Origin of the sequence: Streptomyces sp. NPDC085900, assembly GCF_044540925.1 — a bacterium.
GTDB classification, from domain to species: domain Bacteria; phylum Actinomycetota; class Actinomycetes; order Streptomycetales; family Streptomycetaceae; genus Streptomyces; species Streptomyces gilvifuscus.
In genome coordinates, this window is the sequence record NZ_JBITSP010000004.1 from 521,964 (window position 1) to 534,429 (window position 12,466).

The following is a 12,466-nucleotide window of genomic DNA, read 5'->3' on the forward strand; positions in this document are numbered from 1 at the left end:
TTCGGGAGGTGGGGGTGGGGGGATGGCGCGACGCGGTCTCAGGCGCGCAGCCAGACCGCGGTGTCCTTCGGCAGCCGTCCCTCCTCGTCCAGGGGGCCGCTGCCGAGCAGGAGTCGGGAGTGGTCGGGCAGCCGTGCGGGCGTGTCGGCGAGGTTCACCACGCACAGGGCGTCGGCGCGGGCGAAGGCGAGGACGCCCTCGGGCGAGGGCAGCCAGGCGAGGGGGCCGGTGCCGAAGACCGGGCGGTGCCTGATGCCCGCGCGGTAGAGGGCGAGCATCGAGCCGGGATCGGCGGCCTGGAGGTCGGCGGCGTAGGCGGACCAGCCGGCGGGCTGCGGCAGCCACGGCTCCTGCCGCGAACCGAAGCCCGCGTGGGGCGCGTCGGCGGCCCAGGGCAGCGGGACCCGGCAGCCGTCGCGTCCGGGATCGGTGCCCTGGGAGCGGAAGTACATCGGATCCTGGATGCTCTCGCGCGGGATGTCGGCCTCGGGCAGCCCGAGTTCCTCGCCCTGGTAGACGTAGACGGCGCCGGGCAGGGCGAGCGAGAGCAGGGCGGCCGCGCGGGCGCGCCGGGTGCCGAGCGTGAGGTCGGTGGGGGTGCCGAACGCCTTAGCCGCGAAGTCGAAGCCGGTCTCCGCGCGGCCGTAGCGGGTGACGGTCCGGGTGACGTCGTGGTTGCACAGCACCCAGGTGGCGGGAGCCCCGACCGGGGCGTGCTCGGCGAGCGTGGTGTCGATGGACGTGCGCAGCCGGTCCGCCTCCCAGGGGCAGGACAGGAACGAGAAGTTGAAGGCGGTGTGCAGTTCGTCGGGGCGCAGGTAGCGGGCGAAGCGCTCGGCGTCGGGCAGCCACACCTCGCCGACGAACACGCCGTCGTAGTCGTCGGCGACGGCCCGCCAGGAGCGGTAGATGTCGTGGAGTTCGTCGCGGTCGACGAACGGGTTCGGGTCGCGGCCCGCGACGAAGTCGGGCAGTTCGGGGTCCTTGGCGAGCAGCGCCGCGGAGTCGATGCGGACTCCCGCCACGCCCCGTTCGAACCAGAAGCGCAGGATGTCCTCGTGCTCCTGGCGCACGGCGGGGTGGGCCCAGTTGAGGTCGGGCTGCTCGGGGGTGAACAGATGCAGGTACCAGTCCCCGTCCGGCAGCCGTGTCCACACGGGGTCGGTGGAGCCGACGAACTGGGACGGCCAGTCGTTGGGCGGGAGGTGGCCGCCGGGGCCGCGGCCGGGCCGGAAGTGGAACAGCTCGCGCTCCGGGCTGCCGGGACCCGCGGCGAGCGCGGCCCGGAACCAGGGGTGCTGGTCGGAGACGTGGTTGGGCACGATGTCGACGATGGTGCGGATGCCGAGCTCGCGCGCCTCGGCGATCAGCTTCTCGGCCTCGGCGAGGGTGCCGAACGCCGGGTCGACGACACGGTAGTCGGCGACGTCGTAGCCGCCGTCCTTCATGGGCGAGAGGTACCAGGGGTTGAACCACAGCGCGTCGACGCCGAGTTCGGCGAGATACGGCAGCTTCGAGCGGACGCCGGCGAGGTCGCCGGTGCCGTCGCCGTCACCGTCGGCGAAGCTGCGGACGTAGACCTGGTAGATGACGGCGGAGCGCCACCACTCCTGCTGGGCATGGCGGGGCTGTCCCACTGTGCTTGCCTTTCTGTCGGAGGGAGGGCGTCAGCCCTTGGTGCTGCCCGCGCTGATCCCGGCGATGATGTGCCGCTGGAAGACGAGGAACAGGGCGACCATGGGGATGCTGGCGATCACCATCGCGGCGATGAGCACGGTCAGTTGGATGTTCTGCGACAGCTGGACCAGGGCCACGCTGATGGGCTGCTTGTCGGTGTCGGAGAAGACCATCAGCGGCCAGAGGAAGTCCTGCCACACGGCCACCAGCGCGAAGATCGACACGACTCCGAGGACCGGTCGCGACATGGGCAGCACGATCGACCACAGCGTGCGCAGCTTCCCGGCCCCGTCGATCTCCGCGGCCTCGAGCACGTCGCGCGGGAGCTGGTCGAAGAACCGCTTGAGCAGATAGAGGTTGAAGGCGTTGGCGACGGCCGGCAGCCAGATCGCGACGGGATGGTTGAGCAGACCGAGGTCGGCCACGGTGAGGTACTTCGGTACGACGAGTGCCTGGGCCGGGACCATCAGCGTGGCCAGGATGCCCCCGAGGATCAACTTGCCGAAGGCGGGCCGCAGTTTGGACAGGGCGTAGGCAGCGGCGGTGCAGAACACCAGCTGGAAGGCCCAGGCGCCGGCCGCCTGGACCACGGTGTTCCACAGGTGCTGGGGAAGCTGCATCAGGTCCCAGGCGTCCGTGTAGCCGCCGAGGCGCCAGTGGGCGGGGACGAGGGTGGGCGGCGTCCTGGCGATCTCGTCCGGCGACTTCATCGCGCCGGTCACCATCCAGTAGACCGGGAAGAGGAAGGCGAGGGCGAAGAGCAGGACGACGGCCGTGAAGACGCTCCAGTACAGCGCCCTGCCGCGGGGGCGGGCGAGGACCGCCGGGGAGATCAGGGTTCGGGTGCTCACGCCTCCTCCTCTCCGGAGCGGGTCAGTCGCAGGTAGAGGGCGGAGAAGGCGCCCAGGAGCACCAGCAGCATGACGCTCAGCGCGCAGGCGCCGCCGAAGTCGTTGTAGAGGAAGGCGTACTTGTAGATCAGGTACAGGACGGTGACGGTGGCGTTCTCGGGGCCGCCGCCCGTGATCACGAAGGGTTCGGTGAAGACCTGCATCGTCGCGATGATCTGAAGGAGCATCAGCATCAGGATGACGAAGCGCGTCTGGGGGACGGTGACGTGCCGGACGCGCTGCAGCAGGCTCGCTCCGTCCAGTTCGGCGGCCTCGTACAGCTCGCCGGGGATGGACTGCAGGGCGGCGAGGTAGATCAGGACGGTGCCGCCCATGTTGGCCCAGGTCGCCACGAGGACGAGGGAGACGAGCGCGGTGTCGGCGCCGTTGGACCAGTTCGAGGTGGGCAGGTGCAGGAAGCGCAGCGCCTCGTTGGCGAGGCCGGCCCCGGGGTCGTAGAACCACTTCCACAGCAGGGCGCTGACCACCGGCGGGATCATCACCGGCAGGTAGACCACGACCCTGAAGAAGGCCTTGGCGTGCCGGAGTTCGTTCAGGACGAGCGCCATCACGAAGGGGATCGCGAACCCGATCAGCAGGGCGAGCAGGGTGAAGGTGAGCGTGTTGCGCCAGGCGGCGGTGAACTCCGGGTCGTGCCAGACGCGGGTGAAGTTGGCGGTGCCGACCCACTCGGGCGGGGAGCCCGGCGTGTACTTCTGGAAGGCGATCACGACGGCGCGGATCGCCGGGTACCAGGAGAACAGGGCGAAGCAGACCAGGCCGCCGAAGAGGAAGGCGTAGGCGCGGGCCTGTTCGGCCAGGCGGCGCCGCCCCCGGCCCCCTACCGGGGGCGGCGCCGGTTCGAAGGGAGCGGCGGCCTTGGTCACCTCTCGCCGCTCGGCCGTCTTGGTCATGCCGGTCAGTCCCTGGCCAGGATGCCGTCGATCTTGCCGGAGGCGTCCTTGAGCAGCTGGTCGATGTTCGCGTCCTTCTTGGTGAGGACGGCGGAGACGGTGCCGTCGAGGACGGAGTAGATCTGCTGGGCGTCCGGGGGTTCGATCTTCATCTGGAGGCTCTGGTTGCCGTCGAGGAAGGCCTGGTAGTTCTCGACCGGGACATTGGCGTTGGCCTTCTTGACCTGCTGGTCGGTGGCGTCGGCGGCGCCGGTGAACAGGCGCGGCTCGGGCAGGCCGACGGGCGCGTTCGCCTTCTTGGCGCGGGCGTAGTCGCCGAGGAAGCCCTTGCCGGGGGTGAGGAACATGTGGTCGAGCCACTTCAGGCCGGCGCGGATCTGGGCCGGGGTGTCGTGCTTGTTGAACATGTAGCCGTCGCCGCCGATGAGCGTGCCCTTGCCGCCGGGCATGGGGGCGAGGGCGAGGTCCTTGTAGTTGCCGCCCTTCTCCTTGACCAGGATCGGGATGTTGTCGGGGGCGGAGAGGTACATGCCGAGCTTGCCCGAACCCATCATCTGCTGCACGTCGTTGATGACGAGGAGCTGCTTGCTGCCCATCGAGTCGTCGGTCCACCGCATGTCGTGCAGGTTCTGCAGTACGGCGTGGCCCTCGGGGGTGTCGATGGTGGCCTTCTTGCCGTCGGCGCCGACGACGTCGCCGCCCTGGGAGTACAGCTCGGCGGTGAAGTGCCAACCCCCTTGGTTCTGGGCGCTGTAGTCGGCGTATCCGACGGTGCCGTCGCCGAGCGCGGCGATCTTCTTGGCGTCGGCGCGGACCTCTTCCCAGGTGGTGGGCGGCTTGTCGGGGTCGAGGCCGGCCTTCTGGAAGAGCTTGCGGTTGTAGATCAGGCCCATCGAGTAGCCGGTGCGCGGGACGCCGTAGATCCTGCCGTCGACGGTGTAGATGTCGCGCAGCTGCTTCTGGATGGTGCTGTAGCTCTTCAACTCCTCGACGTACGGCGTGAGATCGGCCGCCTGATGGATGTCGACGACGTGCTTGGCATCGGTGAAGTACGTGTAGAAGACGTCCTCCATCTGGCCGCCGGCGAGCTTGGCGTCGAAGGTCTTGGGGTCCTGGCAGGGGAAGGCGTCGTGGGCGACGACGTCGATGTCCGGGTGCTTCTTCTCGAAGGCGGCGACGTCCTGCTCGAAGAACCCGCGGTCGACCTTGGCGCTCTTGGGCGGTTCGCAGTTGACGGTGATGCGCGTCTTGCCGCCGGACGAGCCGTCGTCGCCGGACCCGCAGGCGGAGGCGGCGAGTGCGAGCGAACAGACGCTGAGCGCGGCGAACGTACGGCGGAACCCGGTGCTTGTCATGGGTGGACCCCTCGTGGCAGGAGCGTGGAAAGCCCACGGCGGCCTGCGAGCGCACACCACCGTGTCCGGCGCCGCACACTCAAGCACCGCCGACATCGCACCGCAAGATGTCGCGCAGAATCTGTAATTATTCGACAGCCAGGCGGATCTCAGGGACGAGGGGCCTGCGCGGTGGATCCGCGGACCACCAGCTCGGGCTCGAACAGCAGCTCCTCGGCGGCCACCGAACCGCCGCCGATCTGCGCGTTCAGCAGCTCCACGGCGGCCCGGCCCATGGCCTCGATGGGCTGGCGGACGGTGGTGAGCGGGGGTTCGGTGCAGTTCATGAAGGCCGAGTCGTCGTAGCCGACGACCGACACCTGCTCGGGCACGCCGAGCCCCTTGCGGCGGGCGGCCCGGATCGCGCCGAGGGCCAGCGGGTCACTGGCGCAGATGATGCCCGTGACGCCCCGGTCGATGAGCCGGGAGGCCGCCGCGTGACCGCCCTCGATGGAGAACATGGCCCGCGCCACGTGCTCGTCCGCAAGCTCTCCCATGGTCCGCGCCGCGGCCAGTTTGCGCGCCGACGGCATGTGGTCGTCCGGCCCCAGGACCAGCCCGATCCGTTCGTGCCCGAGGGAGGCGAGGTGCCGCCAGGCCTGTTCCACGGCCACCGCGTCGTCGCAGGAGACGCCCGGGAAGCCGAGGTCGTCGATGGACGCGTTGACCAGCACGACCGGGATGTTGCGCTCGGCGAGCCGGCGGTAGTGGTCGTGCGGGGCGTCGGCCTGGGCGTACAGGCCGCCGGCGAAGACCACGCCGGAGACCTGCTGCTGCAGCAGCAGGTCCACGTAGTCGGCCTCGGAGACGCCACCCTTGGTCTGGGTGCACAGCACCGGGGTCAGACCGAGCTGGGCCAGCGCCCCGCCGATCACCTCGGCGAACGCGGGGAAGATGGGGTTCTGCAGCTCGGGCAGGACGAGACCGACGAGCCGGGCGCGCTCGCCGCGCAGCTGCGTGGGCCGCTCGTAGCCGAGGACGTCCAGGGCGCTGAGCACCGCCTGCCGGGTGGGCTCGGAGACGCCCGGCTTGCCGTTGAGCACCCGGCTGACCGTGGCCTCGCTGACCCCTACCTTCTTCGCCACCTCGGCAAGTCGTCGCGTCATGCACGCAAGAATAGCGCAAGAAACGCAAACGGCTTGCGTAATGACGCGTAACGGCGTCAGTGTTCCTCGCGGGCGGCCCACAGACCGCGGACGTGCCCGAGGTGACGGTTCATGACCTCTCGTACGGCTTCCTCGTCCCGGGCCAGCAGGGCGTCGAGGAGTTCGAGGTGCTCCTGCGCGGAGGCCTCCAGCCGGCCCGCCTCCGACAGCGCCGTCAGTCCGTACAGCCGCGCCCGGCGGCGCAGGTCCCCCACGACCTCCACGAGGTGGTCGTTGCCGGCCAGCGCCAGCAGCCCGAGGTGGAAGCGCAGGTCGGCCTCGACGTAGGCGATGAGATCCCCCTTAGCGGCCGAGGTGACGATCTCCAAGGCGACCGGCCGCAGCGCCTCCAGGTCGGCGGGGTCGGCGGTCGCCGCGAGACCGACGGTCGTCGGGATCTCGATCAGGGAGCGGACGTGGGCGTACTCGTCGAGCTGCTTCTCGGACAGGGCGGTGACCCGGAAGCCCTTGTTCGGGACGATGTCGACCAGGCCCTCCTTCGCCAGCTCCAGCATCGCCTCGCGGACCGGGGTGGCGGAGACGCCCAGGCGGGGGGCGAGGGCCGGCGCCGAGTACACCTGGCCCGGGCGCAGTTCGCCGGCGATCAGCGCCGCCCGCAGCACGTCCACGACCCGCTCCCGGAAGTTGGGCTTCCGGCCGCCGAGCGCGGGCAGGGCGGGGGCGGGGAGGGCCGGGGTGGCGGGGCGTCGGGCGGGCATGGGCGTCTTCTCCTCGGCAGTGCAATGTCATGTGATACGTCATTGTCCCCGCCCCCGTCTCTCCCGGAGCCGCGCGTCCGGGCGGCGTCCGCCGGCCCCTACAGGACGAACCCGGCGGGGAACGGGTCGGTCGGGTCGAGCAGGTACTGGGCGGTGCCGGTGATCCAGGCGCGGCCGGTGAAGCTGGGCAGGACGGCGGGGCGGCCGGCGACCTCGGTGGTGCCGAGGAGGCGGCCGGTGAACCGGGTGCCGATGAAGGACTCGTTGACGAACTCGGTGTGCAGCGGGAGTTCGCCGCGTGCGTGCAGCTGGGCCATGCGGGCGCTGGTGCCGGTGCCGCAGGGCGAGCGGTCGAACCAGCCGGGGTGGATCGCCATGGCGTGCCGGGAGTGACGGGCGGTGGAGCCCGGTGCGAGCAGGTGGACGTGGTGGCAGCCGCGGATGGAGGCGTCCTCGGGGTGGACGGGTTCGTCCTCGGCGTTGATCGCGTCCATGAGGGAAAGGCCCGCGGCGAGGATGTCGTCCTTGCGGGCGCGGTCGAAGGGCAGGCCGAACTCCTCCAGCGGCAGGATGGCGTAGAAGTTGCCGCCGTAGGCCAGGTCGTAGGTGACGGTGCGCCCGTCGGCGAGGGTGGCCTTGCGGTCGAGGGCGACGGAGAAGGACGGCACGTTCCGCAGCGTGACGTTCTTCGCTGCGCCGTCCTCCACCGCGACCTCGGCGACGACCGGGCCGGCCGGGGTGTCGAGCCGGATGGTGGTGACCGGCTCGGTGACCTCGACCATCCCGGTCTCCACCAGCACGGTCGCCACGCCGATGGTGCCGTGCCCGCACATCGGGAGGTAGCCGGACACTTCGATGTAGACGACGCCCCAGTCGCAGTCGGGGCGGGTGGGCGGCTGGAGGACGGCGCCGCTCATCGCCGAGTGTCCGCGCGGCTCGTTCATCAGCAACTGCTTGATGTCGTCGCGGTGTTCGCGGAAGTACAGCCGTCGCTCGTTCATCGTGGCGCCGGGGATTGTGCCGATCCCGCCCGTGATCACCCGGGTGGGCATGCCCTCGGTGTGCGAGTCGACGGCGTGCAGGACGAGTCTGCTGCGCATGCGCTTCCCTCCCTCTAGGCCAGGCCGGCCGCGACGGCCCGCTCGGTGGCCGTGCGGACCGCGGCCTCCTGCTCGGGCAGCAGCGGGACGCGCGGCGGCCGGACGGGGCCGCCGTGGCGGCCGACGATGTCCATGGACAGCTTGATGGCCTGGACGAATTCGACCTGGGAGTCCCAGCGCAGCAGCGGGTGCAGTTGCTCGTACAGCTTCTTCGCGGTGGCGAGGTCACCGTCGACCGCAGCGTGGTACAGCGCGCTGCTCGCGGCGGGCAGCGCGTTCGGGTAGCCGGCCACCCAGCCCTTCGCACCCGCGATCGCGAGCTCCAGCAGCACGTCGTCGGCGCCGATCAACAGGTCGAGTTCCGGGGCGAGTTCGGCGAGCCGGTAGGCGCGGCGGACGTCTCCGGAGAACTCCTTGACGGCGTGGATCCAGCCCTCGCCGTGCAGTGTGGCGAGGAGTTCGGGCACCAGGTCGACCTTGGTGTCGATGGGGTTGTTGTACGCGACGACCGGGAGGCCCGCCTTCGCGACCTCGGCGTAGTGGGCGAGCACCGAACGTTCGTCGGCGCGGTAGGCGTTGGGCGGCAGCAGCATCACGCTGGCGCAGCCCGCGTCGCGTGCCTGCTCGGCCCAGCGCCGGGACTCCGCCGAGCCGTAGGCCGCGACCCCGGGCATCACGCGCGCGCCGCCGATCGCGGCGACGGCGGTCTCCACGACCCGGGCCCGCTCCTCGGGGGTGAGCACCTGGTACTCGCCGAGCGAGCCGTTGGGGACGACACCGTCGCAGCCGTTCTCGACCAGCCACGCGCAGTGCTCGGCGTACTTGTCGTAGTCGACGGAGAGGTCGTCGGTGAGCGGGAGCGCCGTGGCGACGAGGATGCCGCGCCAGGGGCGGTGGTCGGTCATGAGGGCCCTTCCTCGATGGGGTGGTCGTGCTGCTGAGCCAGGACGCCGAGCGGCACGGGTTGCGCGAACGGCCGTCTGGACGGGGCGTGTCGGCATCCCGCGAGCCCGGCGACCGCGGGTCCGCAGATCCGGCCCTGGCACCAGCCCATGCCGGCCCGGGTGAGCAGCTTCACGGTGCGCGGATCGCCGGCGCCGAGGTCGTCGACGGCGGCCCGGACGGCACCGGCGGTCACCTCCTCGCACCGGCAGACCAGGGTCTCGTCGGTCACCTGCTCGCTCCAGTGCGCGGGCGGCCGGTACACGCCGTCGAGGGCGGCGGCGAACTTCCGCATTCGTGTACGGGACTTGAGCTCGGTTTCCCACTCCGCCCGGTCGGGTTCGGTGCCCGTCAAGCGCGCCGCGGCGGAGCTTCCCGCGATGCGGCCCTCGACGAGCGCGAGGGCGGAGCCGCCGATGCCGGTGGCCTCCCCCGCTGCCCAGACCCCGGGCACGTCGGTGCGCTGCTCGTCGTCGACGTGGACGCCGTGACCGTCGAGGCGGCAGCCGAGGCTCTCCGCGAGGTCGGTGTGGGCCAGCATGCCGTGGCTCACGGCGAGGGTGTCGCAGGCGATACGGCGCCGGGTGCCCGGCCGGACGCGTCCCGCGGCGTCGAGCGCGGCGACGGTCACGGCCTCCACCCGCTCGGTGCCGTGCGCCTCGACCACCGTGTGCCCAAACAGCGGGCGGATCCGGTGCCGGGTCAACCGACCTGCGTACCGGGCTGCTTCGGCGAGCTTGCCCGGCTGGGAGACCAGTGGGCGAAGGTGCCGTGCGAACGCCCGGGGATCGGCGGACTCGACGAGGGCGGCCACCTCCACGCCCGCGGCCGCCAGCCCCGTCGCCACCGGCAGCAGCAGCGGACCGGTCCCGGCGACCACCGCGACCCGGCCCGGGACGACGAGCGTTCCCTTCAGCATGGCCTGGGCGCCGCCCGCGGTGACGACGCCCGGCAGGGTCCAGCCGGGGAAGGGCAGCACCTGTTCGTACCCTCCGGTGGCAAGGAGCACGGCGTCGGCGCGGACGGTGGCCGGGTCCTCCTGCTCGGGGCCGAGCAGCGCGTGCACCACGAAGTCCGAGGGCCGCCGCTCGACGAACCAGACATGATGGTCCGTCAAGTGCCGTACGATGCCTGCCCTCAGGTGGCCGCGCAGGTCGTCCCGCAGGCGCTCCCACACCCGCCACCGGTGGTGCAGGGCCTGCGGCCGGCGGGCGCGCAGCTCCGCCGCGGGCTGCCGGTAGAACTGGCCGCCCGCCTCCGCAGCGGAGTCGACGAGCGTGACGCGGAGCCCGCGCGCGGCCGCGGCGAGGGTCGCGGCGAGGCCCGCCGGGCCCGCGCCGATCACCACGAGGTGCGGTCGGTCAGTCATGGTGGCCGGTCCCCTCCTGCGTACGGATCACGTCGCCCGGGGCCAGCGGCACCAGGCAGGCGCGTTGGTTGGTGCGGCCGTTGACGGTCACCAGGCAGTCGAAGCAGACGCCGATGCCGCAGAAGACGCCGCGGGGGCGGCCGTCGCCCCGGGTGGTGCGCCAGGAGGTGACACCGGCCGCCCAGAGCGCGGCGGCGACGGTCCTGCCGGGCAGGACTTCGATCTCCCGGTCGTCGAGTGTGACCGTGAAGGCGGGGCCGGGACGGGCGTCGGCCAGGTCCAGCGGGGAGCTCACGCGGCCTCCTCGGGAAAGCGGTCGGGGCCGAACGGCGTCAGGTCCAGGTCGGGCTTCTTGCCGGTCAGCGCCTGGGCGACGAGGTGCCCGGTGCCGGTGGACAGCCCGATGCCGGCGCCCTCGTGGCCGCAGGCGTGGTACAGGCCGGGAACCCTGGGGTCGGGGCCGACGGCGGGGAGGTGGTCGGGCATGTACGGGCGGAAGCCGAGGTAGGCGCGGGTGGCGCGCACGTCGGCCAGGAAGGGGAACAGCCGGGTGGCGCCCGCGGCGAGTGCGCGGACGGCGGGCAGCGAGAAGGTCCGGTCGAAGCCCACCCGTTCGCGGCTCGCACCGATCAGGACGGGTCCGGCGGCGGTGCCCTCGACGACCGGCGAGGTCTGCAGGGCGGCCGAGTCGCTGGCCACGTCGGCCACGTAGTCGGCGGCGTACACCTTGTGGCGGACCCGGCGCGGCAGCGGCTCGGTGACCAGGACGAAGCCGCGGCGCGGCAGGACGGGGAGGTGGACGCCGGCGAGGGCGGCGACCTCGCCGCCCCAGGTGCCGGCCGCGTTGACGACGGCGGGGGCGTGCAGGTCGCCCCGGTCGGTGCGCACCCCGCGGACCGCGCTGTCCGGGCCGAGCTGCACGTTCGTCACACGGTGGCCGGTGAGCAGGCGGGCGCCCGAGGCGCGGAGCAGGTGGGCGGCGGCCAGGGCCGGCATGACCTGGCTGTCCTGGGGATAGTGGACGCCGCCCGGGAGTCCGGGGGCGAGGTGCGGTTCGAGCGCGTAGAGGGTGTCGCCGGCGACCGGTTCGGCGACGACGCCGGCGGCCCGCTGGGCGTCGGCGAAGCGCTCCAGGGCCGTCAGGCCGCCCGGGGAGGAGGCGACCACGACGCCGCCCTTGGCCTCGTACTCGACGGACGCTCCCAGCTCGGCGGCGAGCTCGGTCCACAACCGCCAGGACAGCAGGGCGAGTTCGAGCTCGGGTCCCGGCTCCTTGTCGGAGACGAGGACGTTGCCCTCGCCGGCACCTGTCGTGCCGCCGGCCACGCAGCCGCGGTCCACGACGAGGACGTCCAGGCCCGCGCGGGCCGCGTACAGGGCGCAGGCGGCGCCCACCATTCCGGCACCGATGACCACGACATCGCAGGTCAGTGGCTTGCTCACGCCAGTACTATGTCACATACCGCACTCGCTGGGAACGCCCCCGCGCCACCCCGCCCCTCAGACCCGGCTCCCGGTCGCCGTGTCGGCCGACAGCCGCTGGGCGACGTAGATCGGGACGACGGAGAGCAGCACGAGGACGGCCGCCACCACGTTCACCACGGGCGCCTGCTGGGGCCTGGTCATGTTGTTGAAGATCCAGATGGGGAGGGTCTCGATGCCGGGCCCGGCCGTGAAGGTGGTCACCACGATCTCGTCGAAGGAGAGCGCGAAGGCGAGCAGTCCGCCCGCCAGGAGGGCCGAACGCACCAGCGGGAAGGTGACGTCGACGAAGGCGCGGAAGGTGTCGGCGCCGAGGTCCATCGCCGCCTCCTCGTAGGAGCCGGAGGTGCGCCGCAGCCGGGCGACGACGTTGTTGAAGACGACGACGATGCAGAAGGTGGCGTGTCCGACGATCACGGTGAACAGGCCCAGGCCCACTCCGAGCGGTTCGAGGACCGTGTTGAAGGCCGAGTTGAGGGCGATGCCCGTGACGATGCCGGGCAGGGCGATCGGCAGGACGACCACGAAGGAGATCGTGTCGCGGCCGAAGAACCGGTGCCGGGCGACGGCGAACGCGATCAGCGTGCCGAGGACGAGGGCGATCGCGGTCGCCCCCAGCCCGGCCTTGATGGAGGTCAAAAGCGCCTCGCGGGCACCGGAGTTGTGCCAGGCGACGGACCACCAGTGCAGGGTCAGGCCGGGCGGCGGCCAGCTCGCGCTGCGGTCGGGGTTCAGGGAGTTGACGACGACCAGCAGCAGGGGCACGTAGATCACGGCGAAGCCGGCCCCGGCGGCGACGCGCAGGGCGATGCGCGCGGAACGCGAGAGTTGCAC

Annotated in this window: 12 protein-coding genes; all 12 read right to left on the reverse strand. The window is 71.9% G+C overall.

Going from position 1 to position 12,466, the window contains the following annotated elements:
* Positions 1-38 precede the first annotated feature (38 nt).
* The 12 genes from ACIGDI_RS16470 to ACIGDI_RS16525 all read right to left on the reverse strand — a co-directional run bounded on the left by ACIGDI_RS16470 (position 39) and on the right by ACIGDI_RS16525 (position 12,466).
* Positions 39-1,637: a glycoside hydrolase family 13 protein gene (locus ACIGDI_RS16470; RefSeq protein ID WP_399896506.1), complete on the reverse strand. Its 1,599-nt coding sequence runs from the start codon at positions 1,635-1,637 to the stop codon at positions 39-41.
* Positions 1,638-1,667: 30 nt separating this feature from the next.
* Positions 1,668-2,528 carry a carbohydrate ABC transporter permease gene (locus tag ACIGDI_RS16475; RefSeq protein WP_384810370.1) on the reverse strand — a complete coding sequence of 287 codons (861 nt, stop codon included), beginning with the start codon at positions 2,526-2,528 and terminating at the stop codon, positions 1,668-1,670.
* Positions 2,525-3,481 (reverse strand): carbohydrate ABC transporter permease, encoded by a 957-nt coding sequence (locus tag ACIGDI_RS16480; RefSeq protein ID WP_399896510.1) that lies wholly within the window; start codon positions 3,479-3,481, stop codon positions 2,525-2,527. The genes ACIGDI_RS16475 and ACIGDI_RS16480 overlap by 4 nt, the downstream gene beginning before the upstream one ends.
* Before the next feature lie 5 nt (positions 3,482-3,486).
* A complete protein-coding gene (locus ACIGDI_RS16485; protein ID WP_399896513.1) occupies positions 3,487-4,836 on the reverse strand; it encodes an ABC transporter substrate-binding protein in 1,350 nt (449 codons plus the stop codon).
* Between the two features lie 149 nt (positions 4,837-4,985).
* Positions 4,986-5,981, reverse strand: coding sequence for a LacI family DNA-binding transcriptional regulator (locus ACIGDI_RS16490; protein WP_390627099.1), 996 nt, complete (start codon positions 5,979-5,981; stop codon positions 4,986-4,988).
* Positions 5,982-6,037: 56 nt separating this feature from the next.
* Complete coding sequence (locus tag ACIGDI_RS16495) at positions 6,038-6,739, reverse strand: GntR family transcriptional regulator (protein WP_385238803.1); 702 nt, start codon at positions 6,737-6,739, stop codon at positions 6,038-6,040.
* 98 nt (positions 6,740-6,837) lie between these two features.
* Positions 6,838-7,839, reverse strand: coding sequence for a proline racemase family protein (locus ACIGDI_RS16500; RefSeq protein WP_399896518.1), 1,002 nt, complete (start codon positions 7,837-7,839; stop codon positions 6,838-6,840).
* 14 nt (positions 7,840-7,853) lie between these two features.
* Positions 7,854-8,744 (reverse strand): dihydrodipicolinate synthase family protein, encoded by an 891-nt coding sequence (locus ACIGDI_RS16505; protein ID WP_399896521.1) that lies wholly within the window; start codon positions 8,742-8,744, stop codon positions 7,854-7,856.
* A complete protein-coding gene (locus tag ACIGDI_RS16510; protein ID WP_399896524.1) occupies positions 8,741-10,150 on the reverse strand; it encodes an FAD-dependent oxidoreductase in 1,410 nt (469 codons plus the stop codon). Before ACIGDI_RS16510 ends, ACIGDI_RS16505 begins: the two co-directional genes overlap by 4 nt.
* The gene (locus ACIGDI_RS16515; protein ID WP_399896527.1) at positions 10,143-10,445 is read right to left on the reverse strand and encodes a (2Fe-2S)-binding protein; all 303 of its coding nucleotides are present in this window, start codon (positions 10,443-10,445) and stop codon (positions 10,143-10,145) included. The genes ACIGDI_RS16510 and ACIGDI_RS16515 overlap by 8 nt, the downstream gene beginning before the upstream one ends.
* Positions 10,442-11,593: an NAD(P)/FAD-dependent oxidoreductase gene (locus tag ACIGDI_RS16520; RefSeq protein WP_399896530.1), complete on the reverse strand. Its 1,152-nt coding sequence runs from the start codon at positions 11,591-11,593 to the stop codon at positions 10,442-10,444. Before ACIGDI_RS16520 ends, ACIGDI_RS16515 begins: the two co-directional genes overlap by 4 nt.
* A gap of 57 nt (positions 11,594-11,650) precedes the next feature.
* Positions 11,651-12,466, reverse strand: a complete 816-nt coding sequence (locus ACIGDI_RS16525; RefSeq protein WP_399896533.1) for an ABC transporter permease — start codon at positions 12,464-12,466, stop codon at positions 11,651-11,653.